We start from the raw sequence: 24,102 nt of genomic DNA on the forward strand, positions 1-24,102 counted from the left end.
TTAATTCCCAACCTTACAAACTATAAACCAGTTATGAAGGGTGATCTAGTTAGACAGAAGTATTGCCCTGTTCCGATGCTTAAATTTTCTCAGACCACTGACTTTTTGTTACATCGAAATCCTGACTGTCGTTAGATATCGGCAAGCACAGAAAAATGTTTACCTTTTCCTGCGCTTATCCAATAAAACTTAGGCCTGCACCTCGTTACGTTACTTAAAGGTAGTCGCGAATTAACGTCTCAGCTATTTGGATGCTGTTAGTTGCCGCGCCTTTGCGAATATTGTCAGAAACAACCCACAGGTTTAAACCACAAGGATGGGTAATATCGTTTCTAATTCTGCCCACATGCACAATGTCATTACCGCTAGCGCTACTTACCTGCGTTGGGAACTGCTCGTTACCATCGTAAACCGTTACACCAGGTGCATCAGCTAAAAGTTCTTTAACGTGTTGTGCATCTATCGGCGTTCGCGTTTCAAGGTGAATAGCTTCCGCATGACCGTAAAACACTGGCACGCGAACTGCAGTGGCATTCACCAAAATACTTTCGTCACCCATAATCTTCTGCGTTTCCCACACCATTTTCATTTCTTCTTTGGTGTAGTCATTGTCTTGGAAAACGTCGATTTGAGGGATAACGTTGAACGCTATTTGATGGCTAAATGATTCAGGCTTTACTTCTCGTGCGTTTAGCAAACCTGCGGTTTGTTTAGCCAGTTCTTCCATGGCTTCTTTACCTGCTCCAGACACTGACTGGTATGTGCACACGTTAATACGGTCAATCCCAACAGCGTCTTGAATAGGTTTAAGCGCAACCAACATTTGAATGGTTGAGCAATTTGGGTTCGCAATAATGTTTCTATTGCGAAACTCTGCCAGTGCATGGGCGTTTACTTCTGGCACCACAAGTGGGATATCTGGCTCGTAACGAAACTCTGAAGTATTGTCGATAACAATACAGCCTTCCTCTGCGGCTAGCGGAGCAAATTTTGCAGAAATGCTGCCACCAGCAGAGAAAAAGCCGAACTGCACTAATGACCAATCGAAGTCATCAGCATCTAACACTTCAATGTCTTCGCCTTTAAACGATACGGTACTTCCAGCTGAACGTTTACTGGCAAGCGGATACAAACGGTTTACCGGAAAGTCTCGCTCTTCTAATAGTTCAATCATGGTTTGGCCCACTAAACCTGTGGCGCCAAGTACCGCTACGTCAAACGCTTGCGACATAATGCTTTATGCTCCTAATGTAAAAATAACTAAACCAGGCTAACGTGAAAGCCCAGTTTGGTGAATGTGTGTTGAATTTGCGTACTGGTGTTCGTTGGCAAGTGTAACGCATAGGCGCTGCACTCGCGACGCACTCTGTATTGTTTGCGCAATGAAGAGAACGTATTCGCAATGTGTCTGTCTGGCATTTCATCATGGCCTGACGTTAACGCAAACGCGTTTCGCGTTATTTCATCGTCAATGGCTACGTCATACACGTGATGAAACACAGTAATTAGATCATCAACCGACAATCGCGATGCCTCTGGCGATGCTAACGCAGCATTTATCGGGTTGGTTTCGTCTAAAAAGTCGCTAAGCGCTTTGTCTGGGGCTGTGCCCACTACGTCACAAATTTGCTCGTAAATCATTTGTGTACCGCGCACCTTGCCTTCTACAGAGTGACCCGCAATATGTGGCGTAACGAACCAAACATAGTCGAATAGCGCGGTATTTATTTCTGGTTCGTTATCAAATACATCCAGTACTACCGTTGGCGCCTTTTCCCGTTGAAGTACGCTAAGCAGTGCAGCTTCATCGATAACCTCGCCTCGACATGCATTTATAAGCAGCTGTCTTGACGTCAATTCATCCAGAAACGCCTTGTCTATCAACTGATACGTTGGGTAATCGCCGCCTTTAATAAAAGGTACATGCAGAGAGATAACGTCGCACCTTGCTATTTGTGTTAAATCTACAAACGGCTGGCCGTTATGCGCCGTCTTTCCAGATTTTGCGAGCGTTTGCTGTAGAGGTGGGTCATACAGGCAGTGTTTAACGCCAACTGCTGTAAGAATACGTGATAACGAGCTTCCCACGTTACCGGCGCCCACTATTCCCACTGTCGCACTGTATAAATCGAGTTTTTGCGCTTTTTGCGCGTGCAGCAAAACACTTAATACGTACTCGGCTACCGCAACGGCATTACAGCCTGCGGCACTGCTATGCGCAATACTCACGCTGTCCAAATGCATTTTATCTAAATGATTCGTACCCGCCGTTGCCGTGGTAACAAATTTAAGCCTAGTAGCCTTGGTCAGCAGTTCAGGGGTTACTTTGGTGGTAGAACGCAGGGCAAGGATGTCAACATCGCGCAGCATTTCAGGCACAAGAGATTGCCAGGCATAGGTTTCAACCTCACCTATGCTGTTAAGGTAATCAGTGCCAAACGGAATGGTATCTTCAAGAAGTATTTTCATGGCGCTAAGTGTACCTTAAGTTAGGCTTTTAGTAACCCAGCGCCCTAGATTTATCTTGTCAGTGATTGGCTCTAATTTACGTCATTTTGATACACGTTTGGCCGCTACAGGTAAGATACGGCCGACATACACAAAACCTTTCAAGACGGAAGCTTTTAAGACAAGCGCTCGTGAGCTCGTTCTTTTTATCTACCTCATCCTTTACGAGCATCGTGTTGGATAACGTTCAACTTCAAACCGTTACTTATCGTACCCAGGGAAGCGACGCTCAATACGACGTTTAATACCCGGCCACGCCAGCGAACCACCTGCCTGCTTAGTAACTTGATCGGCTTGAGCGCGAATTCCCTCTAAAATTGCTGAGTGTATTGGAATGAGCGGTTTGCCTGTTGCCTGCGCTTTTAGCTGAATTTCACAAGCTCGCTGCATGATAAACATGAACAAAAACGCATCGGGAATATTGTCTGCACAGGTCAAAAGCCCGTGATTGCGCAAAATCATAAATTGAGTATCGCCCAAGTCGCGAACCAGCCGCGCTTTTTCGTCAGGATTCAACGCCACGCCTTCGTAGGCATGGTAAGAAAGTGATGCCAGCGGAAAAAGCGATTGCTGCGAATAAGGCTGTAGCCCCTCTTCTAAAATAGATACCGCCACGCCTTCTGCTGTATGCAAATGCAACACGCATTTGGCATCGTCTCGAGCCTCATGAACGGCGCTATGAATAATAAAACCTGCAGGGTTAATATCGTATTCACTGTCCATGACTTTATTGCCTTGAAGATCGACTTTAACTAGGCTTGACGCAGTAACCTCGTCAAACATTAAACCGTAAGGATTAATCAAAAAGTGGTGGTCGGGCCCCGGAACACGGGCAGAAATGTGGGTAAAAATAAGATCGTCCCAACCGTACATAGCAACGGCGCGGTAACATGCGGCAAGATCAACACGGGTTTGCCATTCTTCACTGCTCACCTTCGATTTTACTGACTCTGTCATAACTTTACTCTTTTAATGTACAAAAAGGATTTCATTTGAAGCCTACCAGCAAAGCCGTGTCGGCACTCTCTTCAAGAGATCGATACCGTTAGAACCTCAATGAAAATTCCATTTACTTTTTCTTACCGCCTACATTACGCACAGTAATTGCTATAAACTGTCGGATACGCGACATTGTAGGAAATTTGTTAAATGGAAAAATTTAAACCGGTTTTAGCTAGCTCAACGTGGTTTGGCGCGATCCCCTACTATTTACAAGACGCCATGTTCGACAAGATGCGCCTTAAACATCTAAAAGCAGGGCAGCAACTACATGCGAGGGGTGAAGAGGGTGTGGGGTTTTATGGAGTGTGCGAAGGCCGCTTAAGAGTTGTCACTGTGGGCGTAGATGGTCGCGAAATGCTATTTGCGCTACTGGGCCCCGGCACCTGGTTTGGTGAGATATCGATGTTTGACGACCTCCCTCGTACTCACGACAACTTCTGCGAGACAAATTGCACAATTGCTATTATTCAAAAGAACGCGTTTAAAGCACTGCTTGAGCAATATCCTGAACTCTACCCGCATTTTACTCGCCTTTTATGCACGCGAGTGCGCAGCGCTTTTCAGTTTATAGACTCAAGTGCGGGTCTTAGCCTTAAGCACCAGCTTGTAAAACGGCTTTTAATGCTTACCACCAGTTACGGTCAACATTTGCCCAAACATAACGCGATTACACTTACCCTTTCGCAAGAATCTTTAGCGCAAATGATAAATAGCAGTAGGCAAACGGTGAACCAGTTACTAGGTGAACTTCAACAAGAAGGTTTGGTAAAACGGCATTACGGGAAAATCACTATTCCCGAACCAGATACCTTGTTTAGTCGTTATCAGTTTATTTGACTTGACGCTTCCGCCACATTACTGGGTCTTTCCTTCGTATTTCAATCGCATAGATGTATAGAGTATTTCATCTGTTGATGGAGTACCCTAATGACGAAAATACCGTCATCGACTTTTTTATAGAAGACCATGTGCCTATGAACTGGCAGTTGAAAGTAAGTCTTTCTGATATCCTCTGCTGAAGTACCGATACTAGGGTTTTCCGCCAAAATAACTAGAGCTTCGTGTAGGGCAACAAGATAGGCTTCAGCTTGAGTTACGCCATGAATATTGGCTGAATAATCGTAAATCCCGGAGATATCTTCCTCTGCTTTATTAGAGAGGGTATATTTATTCATTCTGAGGCTCGGGTTTTCTTAGCTTGAATAATATCTAAAACATTCTTATCACTTTTCCCACTCAATTCACCTTCTATGAGAGCTAAGCTAATTGCCTCTCGCTCACTCTGATTGCGACGTACTAAATCGCGAATATAATCACTAGCATTAGCAAATTTGCCAGTTTTTACTTGTTCATCAATCCACGTACGCATTTCGTCAGGAAGCGACACATTTAAAGTTGCCATTGTCTATTTCCGAATGTTCACCACCCTCAAATTATGGCAAACATTGACAAAGATTGCCAATTAAGTAGTGGAAGTTTGGTTTAACCGAAGGCCCGGAGCAGTTCGTTAAACAACCAGTTTAGCGTCACTCGAAACACTGCGCTTATTCAAAATTTGACGTTCTGCTTCACGGAAAAAAACTTAAAATTAAAATCACTTAAGCGGCCGCTTCTGAAAACGCAGGTTTAGTCAAAAAACGGCAATAAAAAAGGGCGTAAACACAAGCACCCACGGTGCTCAGGTTTACGCCCTTTTGTTTTTTTGAAACTTCTTAACTGAAGCTAAAAAGCTTACTGGATCGGCGCTTTTGATTAACCGTTATAACGCTGCATAACAAGCGTTGCGTTAGTGCCGCCGAAGCCAAAGCTGTTAGACATAATAGTGTTTAACGTTGCTTCACGTGCTTGGGTAACAATATCTAACCCTTGTGCCGCGTCGTCCAGTGTGTCGATGTTAATTGATGGCGCAATAAAGTTATTTTCCATCATCAACAAGCTGTAAATAGCTTCGTTTACACCCGCAGCTCCTAGTGCGTGACCTGTCAGCGACTTGGTTGCACTAATTGGCACGCCCGCTTGACCAAACACTTCTTGAATAGCGGCAAGTTCTTTCACGTCACCTACTGGCGTTGATGTACCGTGAGTATTTAAGTAATCGATAGGCGCATCAATATTTTGCATTGCCATTTTCATACAGCGAATTGCGCCTTCACCCGACGGTGCAACCATGTCGAAACCGTCTGATGTAGCCCCGTAACCTACTACTTCGCCGTAGATTTTTGCGCCGCGTGCAAGCGCGTGCTCAAGTTCTTCAACAACAACCATACCGCCGCCGCCAGAACTTACAAAGCCGTCGCGTGCTGCGTCATAAGTACGTGATGCAACGGCAGGATTGTCGTTATATTTAGAGCTTAGTGCGCCCATAGCGTCGAATTGGCTTGATAGTGACCAATGTAATTCTTCACCGCCACCGGCGAATACTACATCTTGTTTACCAAGCTGAATAAGCTCTAGCGCGTTACCAATACAGTGGGCACTGGTTGCGCATGCTGAGGCAATTGAATAGTTCACGCCGCGAATTTTAAACGGTGTAGCTAAGCAAGCCGATACTGTAGACGCCATACAGCGAGGAACCATATATGGGCCAACACGCTTAACGCCTTTTTCGCGAAGAATATCAGCAGAAAGTACTTGGTTTTCAGAAGACGCGCCACCTGAGCCTGCAATAATACCGGTGCGCTCGTTAGAAATGTCGCTTTCTTCTAATCCAGAGTCGGCAATGGCTTGTTGCATCGCCACGTATGCGTAGCCCGCCGCATCGCCCATAAAGCGCATTGCTTTGCGGTCAATATGATCTTTTAAATCGATGTCGATGTTGCCCCAAACCTGGCTGCGAAGGCCCATTTCGGCGAACTGTTCTGAAAATGTAATTCCAGACTTACCCGCTTTAAGTGAAGCAAGTACGTCTTCTTTATTTACGCCGATGCTTGATACGATACCAAGACCGGTGATAACTGCTCTTCTCATAGTTTACCCTTTGCGTTGTTGCGGCTTATGGTAACGATTTTGAATGATAAAGTGGTCTGCTCTGCCAATTACCATACTCAAATTAGGCAAGCTTCAGCGTTGCAGTACCTGTTTCAATTCTGGGCTTATGTGTATAAACAGGTAGTTTCCCACTTCCCTTCTTATTCGTTTTTGCCGTCTTCGTCTAAGCTTTCTTGTTCAGAATATTTCCAATGTAGCACGAATGTACAGGGTCATGACCAGCGTTAATTTATACCTTCACAAAACCTTCAAAATAGCTTTAGCGGTTTCTTTTATTGACTAAATTGGGCTCTAAGTTTGTTCTTAAATATTTTACCCGTATCTTCTCTGGGCAGAGCATCGAGTGTCTGCAACATTTTAGGCCACTTGAACCGCGCCAGTTTGCCATCTAAATACCCGTGTAGCGCGTCAATTGAAAGCGCATTGTCGGGTGAGCATTGAACAGCCGCCACGACTTTCTCGCCATACTCAGCATCAGGCACACCGAATACCGCGCAGTCTGCAACCTCAGGCATTTCTATGATGACGCTTTCTATTTCAGCAGGAAATATATTGGCGCCACCTGAGATGATCATGTCTTTTTTCCTATCGCAAATATATAAGTAGCCATCTTCGTCCACATAACCCATATCACCTAATGTCGTGAATTCACCAACATGTAAGTCGCTTTGCGTGCCCGTAGTATTGGTATATTTGAATGGCGCGAACATGGAAAGGTGCGCATATATAACGCCAACATCACCTACTTCGCACTCCTCTTTATCGTCGCTCAGTATTTTAATCGCGGCACCGGGAATGGGCTTACCCACAGAATTTGGCTTCTCTAATGCTTCTTGAGATGAAATTAGGGTCATAAAGCCTAATTCACTGGCGCCATAAGACTCATAGAAAATTGGACCAAACCAGTTAATCATTGCTTCTTTCACATCGCTTGGCAGTGCGGACCCGGTTGATAAGGCAAATCGCAAGCTTGAAGTGTCGTATTTGCTTCTTATCGACTCGGGCAGTTTAAGTAGCCTCACCATCATGGTAGGAACAATATAGGCGTGAGTCAGCTTAAACCGCTCTATGTCTTGTAAAAAGCGTTCAGGATCGAATTGAGGCTCAATGTATACATCAATATTACCCGCTGCTAAACAGCAGAGCGTAAGCGCATGTGGTGCACTGTGATAAAGCGGTGCCGAGACAAAAAAGCGATCACCTCTTGATAACTGCATTAACGCTTCAGACAGCCCTTTAAATATTAAATAAGGGTCTGGCCGAGTTAGGTCTACATCTCGCTTAATACCTTTAGGTTTTCCAGTGCTGCCAGATGTGTAGGGAAACATGCCTTTAAAGCGCTTGGGCGGTTCATTGTGGCGCTTTGCGTTTGGGGCAGCTAATAGCGTATCAAGGCACTGGTACTGCTCCCCGGTTTTCGGTTCTGTCGCCAATTCAGAATCACCTGTAAGATGATAGCGCTCTAAAATGCTTTTTGACGTTTTAATCGTGTAAATCGCAGACAAGGTGGGAACTTGTAATAACGTTTCGTGGGCATTCTCACCCTTTAATAAATCTTGATGAGCGAACAGTACTTTAGCGCCACAGTCGTCCAAAATAGGCAAAAGTTCGGCAACGGGACTGTGCCAATTAAGCAGAACATAGCGCGACCCCACATATCGGCATGCCTCTACTATTTCGAATATATCGACGTGGTTTCGCATAAGAATAGCTACCACATCGTTATCGCACACACCTTGCTCAGCAAGTGCACGTGCGATGATACGTGCACGATCATCCAGTTCGTCTCTAGTGCGTTTGCAAATACTTTTGCCGCATTGATGAAACACGCCTGCCATACCTTCTCCCTGAACTATCTTCAATAGACCTGCAGCTGAATTTAACAAACTATTTACAAAAACAGTCAAATAAACGTATTGTTTTTACTGATAGATTGATATTTGCAGAAGCAATAAGAAAAGAAGAGTTTTAAGCAGGTACAAACTTTTGCGGAAAAACAAAAAGGTGACAGGTAGAATACGCGGCAAAACGTTCGAAATTTAGATAAAACTGAAGATTGCTGTGTTATTAAAAAAGCCAAGAACCATTGCTCTACGTATATTCCAAAGTGCGGCACCCCGACTTTCTTCCATGGTGGCTGCCTTAATCATTGCTTTTGAAGCGACTGTCTCAGCAACAGCTTCGCCTATCGCCCTCCCCGCGCTACCAGAGCCAGTTTCAAACAATGCCATAGCTTTTGTCACCATAGACGACACACAATATGTATTTAGTTTTATGGGACTGGGCAATGGCAAAACCCATAAAGACGTACACAACCGTGCTTGGCAACTTGTGATTAACAACACCGATAAACCTTTGCAGTGGCAAGCTCTTCCCCCAGTTCCATCCAGCCTTGCACTAAAAGGTCGTTTGGCTTCCGTAGCAGTGGGCCTAAATGACAGCGTTTATATTTTTGGCGGTTACACGGTGGATGAAGATCACAATGAAATTAGTACGCCAGATGTATATAAATACTCGCCCACGACTGAAGAATATACGCTATTGGCGCCTATGCCCGTGCCTGTTGATGATGCAACTGCACTGGTTTACCAAGACCGTTACGTTTACTTAGTTTCTGGCTGGCACAACGATGGCAACGTAAATCTTGTGCAGGTTTATGATACGCAAACCGACCAATGGCAACAGGCAAGCCCTTATCTTGGCAGTCCGGTATTCGGGCAAGCTGGCGGCATCGTTAACAGCACTATGGTAATTTGTGACGGCGTATCAGTAAAACCTCACAGCGATAAACGCCGCAGCTTCGCACCAGAAACCGCCTGCTTTAAAGGTGAAATTGATAAGGAAAACCCTTTCAAGATTGATTGGCGTACGCTTCAGCATCCAACAGGTTCTGCGCGCTATCGCATGGCCGCAGCGGGCAATGAAGCCACCAGTAAAATCTATTTTGTTGGCGGCTCAACTAATCCGTACAACTATAATGGCATTGGCTATAACGGCGAGCCTTCAACTGCGGATGACGCCATATGGACCTTTGATATTGCAGAAGAAACTTGGGCTATATCAAAAACAGATGCTGAAGCACCTACAATGGATCACCGCGGGTTAATTAACGTTAACGGTTCTTGGTACACCGTTGGCGGTATGCTTGGCGCGCAGCTCGTGACCAGTAAAGTAACATCGCACTTTTCAACACCTGCAGAAGTGTCCTGTCCCGCTAAAAGCCAGGCGAGCACTGGCGTTTCAAAACAAGGATCGGATGGGCAAGCTGTTGAAGTAGTGAAAACTGCCGCCAATTCAAAGTGCCAACACAACAACGACATATACGGAGCAAAATAAACAGTGAAATCTAAGCATGCACAGGTTCATTTTAATGAGAGCGGTACGCCTGTCGCCGACCATTTTGACGACGTTTATTTTTCTAACGACAGCGGTATTGATGAAACCCAACACGTTTTCGTTGCAGGCAACGACCTTGTTGAGCGCTGGCAACAGTGGCGCAACCCTACATTTGTCATCGCCGAAACAGGCTTTGGAACAGGCCTGAATTTCTTGGTTGCCATGCGTGCTTTTAACGAATTTAAAGCAGCGAACCCAGATCATCCGTTAAAACGCCTGTATTTTATTACTACAGAAAAGTTTCCACTGCCTCAACGGGATATGCACCGTGCGCTAGAAGCGTTTCCAGCCCTAAAAACCGAAGCTCAAGCATTATCTTTACTTTACCCTATGGGCCTTGATGGTTGTCATCGTCTTCATTTTGATAGCCATTCAACCACCCTCGACTTGTGGATTGGTGATGTTCACGAACTTTTACCTCAATGGCACTCCCCTGTAAATGGCTTGGTTGACGCATGGTTTTTAGATGGTTTCGCGCCTAGCAAAAACCCTGACATGTGGACCGATTCCCTGTTTAGTCAAATGGCCCGCCTGTCAAAAACCGGCACAACCTTTGGCACATTTACCGCGGCGGGCATCGTCAAACGCGGGCTTGCAGGTGTGGGTTTCACCATAAAAAAACGCAAAGGTTTTGGCCGCAAACGCGACATGCTGACCGGCGTTTTCAACACAGACAATGAGAATGTGCAGCATAAACTTCGCTTGCCTACTGGCCCTTATTACAGATACACAAGTAACGAATTAAATAAAACAAACAAGGTAGCCGTGGTAGGTTCGGGCCTTGCCGCAGCCACGGTATGCCTTTCTTTAGTTAAACGTGGTATCAATACCACACTATATTTTGATGGTGACACCCTTGCAAGCGGCGCTTCTGGCAACCCTCAAGGCGGTTTTTACCCACAGCTTCACAGCGAAGCAAGCATTGCCAGTCGTATTCAGGCCCACAGCTTTTTGTATGCTAGACAAGCCTACGACCAAACCATTGAAAATGCGAAAGCCAATGGCCTCACCGGTGTTGCCCATGATTTTTGTGGCGTTATTCAACTGAGTTTTAACGACAAAGTAGCAGAGCGTCAAAGTAAACTTGCTGCAGCCGACGTATGGCCAGATGCTTTGATAAGGCCCGTGAACAGTAAAGAGGTGAGCGATATCGCTAACCTTGACCTTCCCTATTCAGGCTTATACATTGGCTTGGCCGGATGGCTTTCTCCACCTCAGTTAGTAAACGCAATGATTGAAGAAGCATTGCAAAGCGGCAAACTCACGTTGAAACCCCACCATACCTATTTATCTCATAAAGCGATTGAGACAACGCCACAAAATGCAGAACGTGGAATTTCCGACGGCGCTCTCGATGCAGACAAGGCTACGGATGAGGCGGTTAGCGAGGCAGCAAAACAGCGGGTGCAGATTCGTTTCAACCTAGGTGAGCCTGGGGCATGTGTGAATGATGAAGTTGATAGCAACACTGCCAATAGCGGCTCACAACAAAACTATGAGGCACTCAGCACTGAGAGTGAAAAATTTGTTATTGCCGATCACCTTATCCTTGCCCTTGGCGCAGGTACGGTAAACGCTAGCGATTTTGACAGCCTGTCGCTTCGCCCTGTTCGCGGACAGGTTGAAGCGATTCCCACACAAATGCCAATTGCGCAGTTAAAAACGGTGTTGTGCCACAAAGGCTACATGACACCAGCACTTGAAGGTCGACATGCGCTGGGTTCTACTTACGTGAAGAACGACTTAAGTACCGATGTGCGAAGCGATGAAACTGACGCGAACCTTGCTACACATGAGCAGGCGTTGGCAAATACAAACATAATGCAAGTACTCGAGCATGACGGCGTGGCCAGAGCGGCAACGCGTCTAGGTTCGCCGGACCACCAGCCTGTTGTAGGTGCACTTCATGATTTTTATTCGCTGAAAGAAAGCTACGCTATGCTGGGCGTGGGCAAGCCACTAACCAGCGCGCCGGTATTGCCCGAAAGCGTAGTTAGCACCCTAACCTGCTTAGGCTCTCGAGGGTTAACAACAGCGCCATTAATGGCTGAAATGTTGGTGAGCAGTTTGTGTAAGGAGCCGCTACCTTTAAGCAACGACCTGCTTAATGCCGTGAACACAAGCCGCTTTATGACGCGCGAGGCAATTAGAGGTCAGGGATAAAGAGCGGAACGGACTAGTCAGCACTCTCTTATTGCCTAGTTGTATGAGTTTGGATGTTTAAAGGTTTTAAAACAAATATGAAAAGAATTCGCTTTCGAAGACAGAGCACGATGGCAATAAATGGCTAGTTTACGCTAGCCATTTTATTTAAATCCATCACGATAAAAGCGGGAATGTATACGTTGGCGCTTGCCACCACTTGTTTATTTTCCAGCGAAACAATGCGCGCGTTTACCCGCACGCCTCTGTCATCCTCGATGATGGTGCCTGTTACAACATGATCCATTTCAACCTGTTTAGCTAGAGCAGCACCATCTCGAGTGAGTACGAAATCGCCAACTGGCGTTACTGTGATGCCACCTGCAAGTTTGAAATCGACAACTGCTAACCCAAAATCTTGCAGCTCGGTAATAAGGTACTCTGAAAGCTGATTGCCCAGTACGGTGCTATCACTCAACGATTGGTTAAGCCTAACAAAGCTCGCCACACCAACCATATCTTGCTGGGTAAGGCGCGTTGCGTTATCCATTAACTCCATCGCTAGCTGCGAAGCGTAATCATTTAAACGCTTATGAGTTTGCGCTGGTGCATAGCCGTGGTGTAACGGGTCTTTATAGCCCGGCTCTACCTCTACATGCTGCTGATATTGCCTGTCTCGTGAGTCGGGTGTGTAAACTAACCCTGAACGGTTAGGCACGGGGACAGGTTCGGCGTCATGTGTAATTTCACCGTCTTCACCTAACCAAAACGAGCCTATAGATTCTGTACTGGTGCACCCTGTCATAGATGCACCTAGTATAACGCCAACTGCAAGCCAGGCACTTGGGATTAACTTCTTTACAAACACCATAGTGAACTCCTAGCCCCGACTTAGTTTAACGCCATCGCGCATGCCATTTCGCTGGCTACCGTCACTTGGAATAAGTGCATCTACCACGTAGAACGGCACTAGCATTTGTGCCGTTGCCACGACGGCGCGTGACTCCATGCCCAAAATACGCGCATTAACTAATACGCCACCTTGGTGTTTCGTCATGGTTCCGGTTAGTACGTATTCAATAGGCAGGCTGCTGCTCAATTCTAAATAATCGCGGCTTAACACAAAGTCGCCGTCGTCAGTAATGCGAATATACTCGGTTGCTTTGAAGTCGATAACAGGCACCCGGAATTTATGCAGTTCATGAACGAACGATTCCGCCATTTGGCGTCCAAGCAAATCCGTTTTTTGCAAATCAGTGTCTAGCAGTGCGAAATGGGTTACCCCAATTGGCGTTTTGTTGCTCACGTATTCCATATTGGCAATTAAATCTTGCGTCATGTTTTTCACATAGTCGCCAATATGCTTGGTTAGAGGTCGGCCTTTGTACGCGCCCTGTACACTTGAGTATAACGGTGGCTGGCCGATAGCGCCGTAAGCATCCATACCCTGCGCCTGAGCGTCACTGATGTTATCGACAGGCTTAGCGGGCGCGCGGTCGGCGGCAGTAATATCAATCACATTCATGGCCGGGCGCTGAGGTGTTTGTTCGGCTACCTCTTCTTCCCCCATCATCATAGAACACCCACTTACGCTAAGCAGAGAAACATAAAGCGTAAGCGCCGCGTATTGATTTTGTTTTTTCATGGGGTTACCTCGTACCTTCGGTTCTGTATAGCTTGCCGTTTCGGGTTGTTACTTGTTCTTCTCGCCAAAACAGTTCGGCTGGAAAAAAGCGCGTGGCCGCAGCAACAATATTTTTATTTCTAGCGTTAATTATTCGAGCGTTAACCACGGCGCCAGATTCTTGGTAGACCATGGTGCCGGTAATATAAAAATCGACGCGCTCAACATTAGAAAGCTGGTCGATATCGCGCGTTAACACTCTGTCGCTTTCGTCACTAACAATTATATCGTTCGAAAGTTTGAATTCTTGAGTAGGAAAGCCTCTTTTCGTGGCCTCAGTAATCATTCCCTGCTCTAGCTGATGGCCCAGCAACATTAATGGGTTTTGATGGTCGGCGCTGTATTTCATGGTATCGGCAGGTACAAAGCCGACTACCGCATAGCGAGATTGACGTGCTGGATTCATATCAGCAAAAAGCTCGTTGGCTAACAGGTAAGTGTGATACTCAACATTGCCTAGGGCAGATACATCACTGGTATCGGTTTGAGCAAACTGACTTTTTGGCTCATCCAGCGTTGAACAGCCCGCCAGCAAACCAACGCACAGTGTCGCATATGACAGAACTATTGCTAATCTGCGAATGCTTTCTGTCAAAAAAACGCGAGAGTCATTATTTATCATACTATTCATTGATATGTCCGCTTAAAAACGTCAAATTGTCACCGCTTAAAACCTTAAAGGCCGATGTTAACCGTTGCGCAGCCTGAAAGGCTGACATTTTTAATAATCATTTTGGGTGTTGGCTTGCAATAATCACACCAAGCAATGGTGATGTTCAGATATAGGCTGGCTCAACAAGGGTTTATCTGCGTTCTTCAACGTTTATCCCTGTTTCAATGGATTGCGGTAGGTCACACAGAACGCTAACCCACACAACATGTGCGGGGGAAATTGATTAAATATAGGAAAAGACGGTAACGTGTTGCCGCCTTTGCCGACTAAAATGCCGTTTTGATATCACAGTTCTCCCCTTCGGGTGTGTTTGAATCTCAGATTGAGAGGTCCTATCTTTATCATTCTAATTTGATTCGAATAGTACTTTATGGATTTTTCATAAACAGTATTTGAGTTTGAGATTACACTAAACTTTCAATCCCGAGTTTTATTGCAACGTGAATGAAGGTGCTACGTAAATGTGGTTAGAACAAAATGTACCTTTCAATCAAGACCTAGCGCTTTTTGAACGTTAATGGGGCTAACGCCTAATTGTTCAGCTTTTATCGTATCAATGGAGTCGAACTGTATTTTACAGCCAGCCTTTATCATACTGAGCCAAGCACTGCGCAATGCATCCGGTCGCTTGCCAGTCCACAACGATTCGGTCTTTTTGATGTAAGCGACCACAGGTTCAATATAACCATCGCTGTAAAGTTGGCGCACTAAATCAAAGTCTGGGCCAAAGGCGCTTAACAGCGCAGAATCAATATCACTTATCGAATTATGCAGTACATTAAATGCCTCTTGGTTTTTGCCTTCCCGGTAGGCTATCCATGCTCTTGCGATATCTACGTAGTGATTTTCACTACCAAAGCCATCGTAAACGTCGCCCGCAATTTGTTGTTCGGTGCTCATTTTATTTGCATAGTCGAATGCACGTTCTATCTTCGATTCCGCTATTTCAATGGGCTCAAACTGCGCGCTATATTTTATATGCCGGCTTAAGTTATTAAGCACTTGATAGGGATTACTATTGTTCGACAAACTGCGTTGATAATCTTGCAATGTATCATTAAGCAATCGACGATTTCTTGATTCGAGATACGTAAAACGCTGCTCGATATACGTTAGGTACTCGGCATCATCACAGCCTTGCAGGTAATTTGCATGACTTTGTTTACTTAAGGTAACTATAAGGGGAACATAAAGAAGAAAGCGTATAAACTTCACGTGTGTCTCTATTTTTTGTTTTCTATCTTAGTACTGAGAAAGTATAGAAGTTGATCGTAAGGAGTCGTTAACTGTAATTAACCATATCAGTACTACCCTTGTTACCTGTTTAAATAGCTTTTTCAGAGGAACAGTTTTGTCGAAAGTAATTTTGAGCCGCGTTTTAAGTTTTTTAGTCATGTCTTGTTTTTCTTTGTCGGTATTTGCGGTTGATGAATCGTCATATACCCACAACGACTTGACTGAAAACACTGTAATGAATAATACCGATGCCCTGTCGTTGAGCGGTACAACAATTAAAAAACGCTTTTTCTTTAAGGTCTACAGACTGAGCCACTTTATGGAAAAGCCTAAAGGTGATTTCTCTACTAGAGATTCGCTTATCACGTTCATCTTGAATGCAAATACACAACAGCGCATCGAACTAGAGTTCCTGAGGGATGTAACCCGAAATCAAATAGAAGAAGCCCTGATGCAAGGCATTGAGCAAAATAACGCCAATTCTGATTTAAGTCAGATTAAACAAGATATTGAAAGACTATCGTCTGGCTTTCAGGATGAAGTAAAAAAACATTCCACGCTAACGCTATCACGACTGTCTAAAGAGAAGCTTAAAGTATTTTTCAACAACACCTTAGTCGTGGAGACTGAAAGTAAAGCGTTAGCTGATGCCTTGTGGTCCATATGGTTTGGCGAAGACCCGATTGTGGACACTGAAGACCTAGTACAAAATATTTTGATACATTGAGGCGCGAAACTAATGCAATCAAGGTTGATATAGACTATGCATTTGCTGTTTAAACGAGCTACCTAAGTGTTGAACTAGCGACTGAGCTTAGCAATATAGGATTGCTGCGCTTTAGTCTGCGGGGGTGTAAGTAGCACTATCTTACCCACGTGCTTTTTCTCAGAGAATTCTTTTTGCGCTGTCACGATTTCAGTCAATGGGTAGGTTTTAGTCGACATAGGGGTTGATTTCACCATTGACACACAAACAGAAAACTTCACAATGGAGCCACTTCATATTCACACACGATATTAAATGCTGCACCTTTCTGAATTTCAAATAAAGCTTTCTAATCAATATATTACCCCCGCATTTTCGCTATCACTCTGTACTGAAAGCGCACCGTCGCACTTCCTTATTGCAGGTAGAAACAGTAGCGGGAAATCGCTCTTAATTTCCGCCCTTGCCGGTAACGGAAAAGTAGAAAGCGGTAGTCGTGAATGTAGTTCGGTTGTTGCAGAGGTATCGATTTTAAAACAGCAAGCGTTAATTGAAGAAGAAAAGCAAAAAGACAGTGCAGATATTTTAGACGTAATAGCTGAGCCAACGCAGGTTCACGAACTATTCTTACGGACTAATGAGGATTATCAAAATCATCCTTATTACAACGAACTAGCTGCTGCTTTAAGAATTGAGCATTTGCTTGATAATGCGTTTCTTTCACTTTCAACCGGTGAAACCCGCAAGGTTATTATCATGCTGGCATGGTTAAGCGATGCCACTATTATTTTGCTTGATGAACCCTTCGAAGGACTCGATGTTGAAGCTATTAGCGCATTCAGTCGTTTTCTTGTTTCTCAGCAACAGGCCTCATTGGTGCTTACCGCCAACAAACTCGCAGATATTCCTAAAAACATGCAAGCCCAGTTGATTGTTATGGATGAGTTGGGCATTACATGGAAATCTGAAGACAAACTTAACTATGACGACTTGCGCTCCGAATTAAGCACGTGGTTTGCGCTAGGCTCTGATGATATCGATGTACCTGCAGCGCTTAACGCTAAAGACAAACACGACGATGCCCCAAACCGTAGCGACCAATGCCCTAATGAGCAGAACAGTGAGTTAGATTCACTTCCTCACACCTTGATTCAGCTTAAAGACGGGTTTGTGCGTTTCGATGAGCGTACCGTTTTTGAAAAGCTTTACTTTACGCTTAACAAAAATGAGCATTGGCAGATCACTGGCCCTAATGGGTCAGGCAAAACCTGTTTGCTTCAAATGTTCACCGGCGACAACTCCCATTGCTATACCAACGACCTAACCATGTTTGGCATAAAACGAGGGACTGGAGAAAGCATATGGGACATTAAGAAGCACATTGGGATCATGTCGAATTCACTACACATGCAGTACAAAGTGAATGCAAGTGTTGAACACGTGATCATTTCAGGCTTTCACGACAGTATTGGCCTTTACACCCGCCCAACGCTAGCAGAGCGCACGGTGGCAGAACAGTGGCTTGAAGTACTGGGCTTGAAACAGAAAAAGAACACGCCGTTTCAATCGCTGTCGTTCGGTGACCAGCGATTAGTGCTCATAGCACGCTCTATGGTTAAGCACCCCGCCGTGCTTATTTTGGATGAACCTTGCAATGGCTTAGACGACTTTAACCGCCAAAAAGTGCTGAAGCTTATCGATATACTGGCCAATGCTGGCACCAGCACACTCTTGTATGTCAATCACAATCAAGAAGAGCGTATACCAAGCATTCACAACACGTTAAATATGAAAGACTATAACGTTTAATAGTTAATGTTAGAAAATTTGGTCTTTCAGGTGGTGTCTTTACTATTAGCACCGACGGTGTGCCTTTTAGAAAACTATCCTTAAAGTCAGAAGCACGAGAACGTTAATTAAAGCTGAGTAGCGAGACGAAATACCGAAAAAGAGAGTACAGGAAAAGAGCACGAAAGAAGAAAGTACCGAAATAAAAAAACGCTATCACAAGGGAAAACTCATGGAAATAGTGATAGCGCCAAAGTGACTGCGGGGAGATATGATTAGCGCTTACAAGCGACTCTTGACCCTTAAACCTCGCATTGCAATTCCGAAGTTTACATTGGGTCTAGAGTAAGCAGCACGCGTTTAGAATTGGGCTGCACTTTGCAAGAACGGTGCACTGCGGCAAACTCTTCATGGCCCTGCCACGACTTACCTTTGAGTAAACCTACATCAAACGCGTTCATTTGCCTAACGCTGCTCACTTGATAGTGCTGGCCCAACCTATTCTTAGTAAGCCCTTGCGTATTCCCGTCGTTAAGACGGGTCATTGGGCGTGTACCCACACTTTCTTTCGGCAGCCACTCTGTACCTTCGCCCAAATAGGTATTCACCAACCGAACAGGAATATTGTCGACGTGAAAGCTCGGGCACATTGCCGATGATAGTGGCACCAGCCTTACGCCGACACTGTCGCAATCAAATAGCGTGGTGAGCATGTCAGACAGCAAATAAATATCGTCAATAGCAGCCTGCTTTCCAGCGCTATTTCTTCCATCAGGTAAAAGCTTTACGATTTCCTTTTTCAGTGATGTTAAAGAGAAAACACCGCGAATACCCAATCCTAATGATTTAAAAACGTCGTCATAGTATTGCGAGATTAGAGGCTCTTCGGGCCGGGTCCATACAGCAACACTAATACCTTTTTCAAAGATATCGCCCAATACCATAGCATCTGCACTTGAACGCCAAGAGCTGCTATACTCAGAGACAAAATTATGGTCTTGTACCGCCTGCATACTAGTGCTCCCACGCAGGAAACGGATCAGGCATCTCAGCCCAAACATGATGACCTTGGATTAGCTGCTCGTCAGTTAACAAGCAGTCATCTAAACGATTAATAATGTCTTCCTTGTTTAGCCCTTGCCCTATAAAAACAAGCTCTTGACGCATATCACCAAATGGCTCCATCCATTGTTCTTCAATCGCTTTGAGATATTCAGGGTCTTCAGGCCACTGCTCTTTAGGAACGGCTTTCCAAAATAGTCCGGCGGCCCCGTACCTCGCCATACCGCCAGCTTGGCTCCAACTACCAGCTAATTGGGGCCGTGTTGCCAGCCAAAAAAAGCCTTTTGAACGAATTAATTTACCTGCTATGTCCTTGCTATGAATAAAATCATAAAACTTTTGCGGATCAAACGGACGTCGCGCTTCGTACGAAAAGCTGCTTATACCAAACTCGTCAGTCTCTGGTACGTGCTCGCCACGCATTTCTTTCAGCCAACCGGGCGACTGCTGAGCACGCTCGAAACTAAATCGCCCTGTGTTCAGCACTTTGTCGAGGGGCACTTTTCCATGCTCGATAGGAACTTGAATAGCCTCGGTATTAAGGGTTTGAAGAATACCTTTAAGGCGCGCCAATTCTTGTTCAGACACTAAGTCCGTTTTACTTATTAGTAAAATATCAGCAAACTCCACCTGCTCGACTAACAAGTCTGCCACACTTCGCTCGTCTTCCTCCCCCAGGCTCTCACCTACTTCATTAAGAAACTTGGCCTCGTCATAGTCTTTTAGAAAATTCAATGCATCAACAACTGTGACCATGGTATCGAGGCGTGATATTTCCGACAAGCTTTTACCGTCTTCATCGGCAAACGTGAAGGTCTCAGCTACAGGCAAAGGCTCCGAAATACCTGTAGACTCTATTACCAGATAATCGTATTTACCTTCATGCGCTAAACGCTCTATTTCTTCAAGCAAATCTTCTCGCAACGTGCAGCAAATACAGCCATTGCTCATTTCAACCAGCTTTTCTTCGGCTCGATTAAAGCTAATTTCATTTTTCACCGTAGCAGCATCGATATTGATTTCACTCATATCGTTAACAATAACGGCTACTCTTAATCCATCACGATTATTTAGAATATGGTTTAGAACCGTGGTCTTACCGGCGCCTAGAAAGCCCGATAGTACGGTAACGGGAAGCTGAGTTTGAATAGACATAACGACTCGCTAAGGTTCATTTTAAATCTCTAATTTAGCAAATGTTATAACATAACATTTAAAATGAAAATAACGATATGATTAATTTATTGCAAAACGCTTGCGGTATTCCACCGGACTAAGCCCATACTCTTTACGGAATATCTTCCTAAACGCATTGACGTTTTGATAGCCCACGTTGAATGCAATATCAGCAATGCTACGCGTTGATACTTCAATTTGCTGACAAGCATGATGAAGTCTCAGCTTCTGCAGATAGTCGATGACTGACATACCTAACGCTTGCGTAAATCTTCGCTGTAAGGTTCGCTGACTAACGAAAGTGTGGCTGGCTAAATCGCTAAGAGAAATTGGCTGACTGTAATGATTTGCCAAGTAATTTTGCGCTTTAACAACGAGAGCATCGCCATGATCTTTTTTAGGTGAAAACTGGTGATAAAAGCCTTGCTCCCTGTAACCTGTATCCACCACCATCTCTTTAGAAAGACTCAAGGCAATGGTGGGTGAACTTAAGGTCGATATGATTTCAAACACAAGATCAATCCACGCCATCCTCCCGCCAGCTGTTATTACACCCTCCCCGTTTACCACGATAGCCTTAGCATCTAGTTTTGCTGTGGGAAAGGCTGTCATGAAGTGATCGGCAATTCGCCAGTGTGTAGTACACACTTTGTTATCTAAAAAGCCCCCTTTGCCAAGAATAAATGCACCTACGCAAGCAGATGCGAGCAATGCACCTTGGGACTGCATGACTTCCATATAGTTGATAAGTGATGTGAAGTCATGCTCAAAAAATGTTTCACTCATGCTTGGCGGCAAGATGACGACATCAACCAGTGCATTTGAATTCAACTGTTCCGCTTTGTAAATACTCGCGCTAAATGCCACATCAGCGTTGATTTGCTCACACATCGTATTTGCTAACTCTAACATCTCAACGATGCCGTAAAGCGCAGATTGGCTTGCGGTTGGATAGTTTATTACTGCTATTTTTATTTCTTTCATTGTTTCATTGTCGCTCTGTGAACGCTGTCGCATTTGGCGCGCTTTTTGTCATTATCGTCACTCTCTATTACACGTGAAAATCTGCAAAATAGTCAATATCGAGTAAGCACAACTTAAACCGTGCTAGAGACTATTTCTTGGAAAAAGAGGGTAAGACCGTGGTTAAACAAGCACTTATTGTTATAGATATTCAAAACGATTACTTTCCTGAAGGGAAGTATCCTTTACACAAACCAGAGCTTGCGATGCAAGAAACACTTAAAGCGATGGCTATTGCAAAGGAAAAGAACATTCCGATTATTCACATACAGCACCTTGTGCCTGTTGAGGCCGGAGAAGGGTTGTTTTTCTATGAAGGATCTCATGGCGCTGAAATTCATAAAGAGGTGATAGCCGCAGCCCCGGATGCGCCCATCATCACAAAGCAACACGCCGATTGTTTTGAGAACACCAATTTAGAAGAAATCTTACAGTCATTGGGCGTGGATGAAATTCTTCTTGCAGGTATGATGACGCACAACTGCGTAACTCACACAGCATTATCACCAGCTGCTGCCAAGTATTCCCCCAAAGTCATTGAACCTTGCACCTGCACGCGTGACGCCATTGGTCATCTATTGGCGCTGGATTCTATGCAAGTGCGCGGTATTGACATTGTATCGATAGAAACCGCATTCGCTTAGCTCCGACTTGTTTCGCTCATCACGTTGTTCGACTACTTGATGAGCGCTAACACTTCTCGGAATTTTGGATGTTGGCATGATTTTAAAAGTCCAAAAAGTGTCATCTCTAAACTGCTGATACGTGCGCCCTGCTCACGCATATTTTGGATGGCGAGCACAGCATTTGAAGACTCTCTTGAAGAAATGCAGTCATGTATTACTTCCACAGCGAAATCATTTTCTAATAAGCCCACTACCGTTTGATAAACACATACGTGCGCTTCAATTCCAACAACCAGCCAACGGCTTAATCCTCTTTTGCCAATGTACGCCAATATTTCAGAGGAAAACTGGTCAGTGCCCGCCATACCATTAAAAGCAAACTTCTTAAAGTGAGGGTCGCTTACAACATGAGTTTCAATTTCAGGGATCGTTCCACCTAAGCCATCAGGATTTTGCTCAAGCACGACTACGGGAATATCAAGCAACTTACAACATTGTATTAGCTTTGCGGTTTTGCATATCATTGCTTCGCTATCGCTGACTCTTCGAGCCAAAGTGCCCTGAATATCTACGATCAACAACCCTACTTTTTCTTCGTTTAAATGCATATTTCACACTAGTTAACTGTTCGTTGTGCCGTAATATTCAAACTTATTCACTGTATTTGACGGCGCCGAATTACTTTTTATTTCATTCAGTATCTAGAGTAGATGTTCTCAAACAAACCGCAAAACCAGCGAAATTATAACGCCAGTGACGATAAGCTGAACTAAACAAAAGCCCATAATATCCTTAGCTTTCAGGCCCGCTATGGCAAGTACGGGTAGCGCCCAAAACGGCTGAATCAAGTTGGTCCACGCATCGCCCCATGCCACTGCCATGGCCACTCTATTTATTTCGGCACCGAGTTCAGCGGCAGCAGGCAAGATTACTGGGGCTTGCACTGCCCACTGACCTCCCCCCGAAGGCACAAATATATTAACAATGCCTGCACTGATAAAACTCCACACAGGTAGCGACTCGGCAGATGCAAAACTAATTAGCCACTGCGACATTGTTTGCGCTAATCCTGATTGCACCATAACCGCCATGATCCCGGCATAAAATGGGAACTGTATAACAATGCCACTACCGCCCTGGACAGCTTGCTGCAAGCTGTGCAGCACGTTTCGTGAGGTACCGTGAAGTACAATGGCAAGAAAAAGAAATAGCGTATTAACAGCATTGAGATTCAGTCCGCCGCCTTCGATGAAATAATTCGTAAGGTAGGCTAGCCCAGCAAAGCCTACAAGTAATCCAAGCACTTTGCTGTTTTCAAGTTTGTCCACGGGCCGCTCGTTTGTTGCTGGAGGTAGAGCATCGTCTTGCAGCTTTGCGCTATCGACAATAACGCTTTCAGAATCAGGCGGTAACATTAACCGATTAACAAGCGGAATAATCACGAACATGATTGCTAATAACAGTAAGTTGAAGCTGCTAAAAATAGTCTCACTAGTACTAATTACGCCAATTTGTGCTTCGGAAAAGTGACCTGGCGTTGCAATGGTTAACGGCACAGAGCCCGCTAAACCGCCATGCCATACAATAAAACCCGAGTAAGCACTTGCCACTAACAACCGATAATCTACTGAAACATGTCTAGCCAGGGCCTTGGCAAAAAGCGCCCCTACTACCAGCCCAAAGCCCCAGTTTATCCAACTTGCAATAAGCGATACTAAAGTAACCAACACGATGGCGCTTCCAGTGCTTTTTGCAAGGCCAGCTAGCCGTTCAAGCATCCCTTTAACAAGAGGCGTACAGGCCAACATAAATCCGGTCACTAATACCAACAGCATTTGCATTGAAAACGTAAGCAGCCCCCAAAATCCATCTCCCCACTGCTGAACAGTAGTGAATAAAGATTGATTTTGGATAGATGAGGCAAACGCGAAAGTAAAAAGCGTCAGCAAAAGAACAAATATATAAGGGTCTGGAAGATAACGTTCGACAAGTTTTACAAAAGGTTTTGATGCACGGCTTAACATTATCACCCTCACTACATGTTAAAAACTTGTTGCATGTTACCGTATTTTTAACTGTAAGGGAGTATCAA

23 protein-coding genes are annotated in these 24,102 nt (G+C 44.8%); 6 read left to right on the forward strand and 17 right to left on the reverse strand.

All coding sequences use genetic code 11. The features are described 5' to 3' along the window. Positions 1 to 214: 214 nt before the first annotated feature. The 3 genes from JC525_RS05945 to JC525_RS05955 form a co-directional block, all read right to left on the reverse strand. The gene (locus JC525_RS05945; RefSeq protein ID WP_198814995.1) at positions 215 to 1,231 is read right to left on the reverse strand and encodes an aspartate-semialdehyde dehydrogenase; all 1,017 of its coding nucleotides are present in this window, start codon (positions 1,229 to 1,231) and stop codon (positions 215 to 217) included. A 29-nt stretch (positions 1,232 to 1,260) separates the two neighbouring features. After that, entirely contained in the window at positions 1,261 to 2,469 is a 1,209-nt protein-coding gene (locus JC525_RS05950; protein WP_198814996.1) for a 4-phosphoerythronate dehydrogenase, read from the reverse strand. A gap of 240 nt (positions 2,470 to 2,709) precedes the next feature. Further along, positions 2,710 to 3,465, reverse strand: a complete 756-nt coding sequence (locus JC525_RS05955) for a class II aldolase/adducin family protein (protein WP_198814997.1) — start codon at positions 3,463 to 3,465, stop codon at positions 2,710 to 2,712. Between the two features lie 192 nt (positions 3,466 to 3,657). Between JC525_RS05955 and JC525_RS05960 the strand changes: the two genes are divergently transcribed. After that, positions 3,658 to 4,347 carry a Crp/Fnr family transcriptional regulator gene (locus JC525_RS05960; RefSeq protein ID WP_198814998.1) on the forward strand — a complete coding sequence of 230 codons (690 nt, stop codon included), beginning with the start codon at positions 3,658 to 3,660 and terminating at the stop codon, positions 4,345 to 4,347. Positions 4,348 to 4,388: 41 nt separating this feature from the next. On the opposite strand, the gene JC525_RS05965 is transcribed toward JC525_RS05960, so the two are convergent. The 4 genes from JC525_RS05965 to JC525_RS05980 form a co-directional block, all read right to left on the reverse strand. Then, the gene (locus JC525_RS05965; RefSeq protein ID WP_198814999.1) at positions 4,389 to 4,685 is read right to left on the reverse strand and encodes a type II toxin-antitoxin system RelE/ParE family toxin; all 297 of its coding nucleotides are present in this window, start codon (positions 4,683 to 4,685) and stop codon (positions 4,389 to 4,391) included. Then, positions 4,682 to 4,912, reverse strand: coding sequence for a type II toxin-antitoxin system ParD family antitoxin (locus JC525_RS05970; RefSeq protein ID WP_012518842.1), 231 nt, complete (start codon positions 4,910 to 4,912; stop codon positions 4,682 to 4,684). Before JC525_RS05970 ends, JC525_RS05965 begins: the two co-directional genes overlap by 4 nt. A 350-nt stretch (positions 4,913 to 5,262) precedes the next feature. After that, entirely contained in the window at positions 5,263 to 6,477 is a 1,215-nt protein-coding gene (gene fabB, locus JC525_RS05975; protein ID WP_014949953.1) for a beta-ketoacyl-ACP synthase I, read from the reverse strand. Positions 6,478 to 6,770: 293 nt separating this feature from the next. After that, positions 6,771 to 8,336, reverse strand: coding sequence for an AMP-binding protein (locus JC525_RS05980; protein ID WP_198815000.1), 1,566 nt, complete (start codon positions 8,334 to 8,336; stop codon positions 6,771 to 6,773). 223 nt (positions 8,337 to 8,559) lie between these two features. Here JC525_RS05980 and JC525_RS05985 point away from each other — a divergent pair, with 223 nt between their 5' ends. Together JC525_RS05985 and mnmC are read left to right on the forward strand one after the other, a co-directional pair. Continuing rightward, positions 8,560 to 9,834 carry a Kelch repeat-containing protein gene (locus tag JC525_RS05985; protein ID WP_198815001.1) on the forward strand — a complete coding sequence of 425 codons (1,275 nt, stop codon included), beginning with the start codon at positions 8,560 to 8,562 and terminating at the stop codon, positions 9,832 to 9,834. A gap of 3 nt (positions 9,835 to 9,837) precedes the next feature. Further along, complete coding sequence (gene mnmC, locus JC525_RS05990; RefSeq protein ID WP_198815002.1) at positions 9,838 to 12,057, forward strand: FAD-dependent 5-carboxymethylaminomethyl-2-thiouridine(34) oxidoreductase MnmC; 2,220 nt, start codon at positions 9,838 to 9,840, stop codon at positions 12,055 to 12,057. A gap of 124 nt (positions 12,058 to 12,181) precedes the next feature. Here mnmC and JC525_RS05995 read toward each other — a convergent pair whose 3' ends face one another. The 4 genes from JC525_RS05995 to JC525_RS06010 form a co-directional block, all read right to left on the reverse strand. Next, positions 12,182 to 12,907 (reverse strand): FlgO family outer membrane protein, encoded by a 726-nt coding sequence (locus JC525_RS05995; RefSeq protein ID WP_198815003.1) that lies wholly within the window; start codon positions 12,905 to 12,907, stop codon positions 12,182 to 12,184. Positions 12,908 to 12,916: 9 nt separating this feature from the next. Then, positions 12,917 to 13,681, reverse strand: coding sequence for a FlgO family outer membrane protein (locus JC525_RS06000; protein ID WP_198815004.1), 765 nt, complete (start codon positions 13,679 to 13,681; stop codon positions 12,917 to 12,919). Positions 13,682 to 13,685: 4 nt separating this feature from the next. Next, complete coding sequence (locus tag JC525_RS06005; protein ID WP_442859525.1) at positions 13,686 to 14,342, reverse strand: FlgO family outer membrane protein; 657 nt, start codon at positions 14,340 to 14,342, stop codon at positions 13,686 to 13,688. Between the two features lie 537 nt (positions 14,343 to 14,879). After that, entirely contained in the window at positions 14,880 to 15,608 is a 729-nt protein-coding gene (locus tag JC525_RS06010; protein ID WP_332874077.1) for a hypothetical protein, read from the reverse strand. A gap of 136 nt (positions 15,609 to 15,744) precedes the next feature. On the opposite strand from JC525_RS06010, the gene JC525_RS06015 reads away from it, so the two are divergent. After that, positions 15,745 to 16,356 carry a chalcone isomerase family protein gene (locus JC525_RS06015; protein WP_198815006.1) on the forward strand — a complete coding sequence of 204 codons (612 nt, stop codon included), beginning with the start codon at positions 15,745 to 15,747 and terminating at the stop codon, positions 16,354 to 16,356. A gap of 74 nt (positions 16,357 to 16,430) precedes the next feature. Here the strand turns inward: JC525_RS06015 and JC525_RS06020 are convergent, their stop codons facing one another. Beyond that, positions 16,431 to 16,574: a hypothetical protein gene (locus JC525_RS06020; protein ID WP_198815007.1), complete on the reverse strand. Its 144-nt coding sequence runs from the start codon at positions 16,572 to 16,574 to the stop codon at positions 16,431 to 16,433. 76 nt (positions 16,575 to 16,650) lie between these two features. On the opposite strand from JC525_RS06020, the gene JC525_RS06025 reads away from it, so the two are divergent. After that, positions 16,651 to 18,144, forward strand: coding sequence for an ATP-binding cassette domain-containing protein (locus JC525_RS06025; protein ID WP_198815008.1), 1,494 nt, complete (start codon positions 16,651 to 16,653; stop codon positions 18,142 to 18,144). A 308-nt stretch (positions 18,145 to 18,452) separates the two neighbouring features. On the opposite strand, the gene JC525_RS06030 is transcribed toward JC525_RS06025, so the two are convergent. The 3 genes from JC525_RS06030 to JC525_RS06040 form a co-directional block, all read right to left on the reverse strand. Then, positions 18,453 to 19,136 carry a DUF1826 domain-containing protein gene (locus JC525_RS06030; RefSeq protein ID WP_198815009.1) on the reverse strand — a complete coding sequence of 228 codons (684 nt, stop codon included), beginning with the start codon at positions 19,134 to 19,136 and terminating at the stop codon, positions 18,453 to 18,455. Position 19,137: 1 nt separating this feature from the next. Further along, positions 19,138 to 20,340 (reverse strand): zinc metallochaperone GTPase ZigA, encoded by a 1,203-nt coding sequence (zigA, locus tag JC525_RS06035; protein ID WP_198815010.1) that lies wholly within the window; start codon positions 20,338 to 20,340, stop codon positions 19,138 to 19,140. Positions 20,341 to 20,421: 81 nt separating this feature from the next. Continuing rightward, entirely contained in the window at positions 20,422 to 21,378 is a 957-nt protein-coding gene (locus tag JC525_RS06040; protein ID WP_198815011.1) for a GlxA family transcriptional regulator, read from the reverse strand. A gap of 125 nt (positions 21,379 to 21,503) precedes the next feature. Between JC525_RS06040 and JC525_RS06045 the strand changes: the two genes are divergently transcribed. Further along, positions 21,504 to 22,028, forward strand: a complete 525-nt coding sequence (locus JC525_RS06045) for a cysteine hydrolase family protein (RefSeq protein WP_198815012.1) — start codon at positions 21,504 to 21,506, stop codon at positions 22,026 to 22,028. A gap of 32 nt (positions 22,029 to 22,060) precedes the next feature. On the opposite strand, the gene JC525_RS06050 is transcribed toward JC525_RS06045, so the two are convergent. Both JC525_RS06050 and JC525_RS06055 read right to left on the reverse strand, forming a co-directional pair. Beyond that, positions 22,061 to 22,618, reverse strand: coding sequence for an isochorismatase family protein (locus JC525_RS06050; RefSeq protein WP_198815013.1), 558 nt, complete (start codon positions 22,616 to 22,618; stop codon positions 22,061 to 22,063). Between the two features lie 108 nt (positions 22,619 to 22,726). After that, entirely contained in the window at positions 22,727 to 24,034 is a 1,308-nt protein-coding gene (locus JC525_RS06055) for a short-chain fatty acid transporter (RefSeq protein ID WP_198815014.1), read from the reverse strand. Positions 24,035 to 24,102: the final 68 nt, after the last annotated feature.

Source organism: Alteromonas sp. IB21 (assembly GCF_016405965.1).
In the GTDB taxonomy this organism is placed as follows: domain Bacteria; phylum Pseudomonadota; class Gammaproteobacteria; order Enterobacterales; family Alteromonadaceae; genus Alteromonas.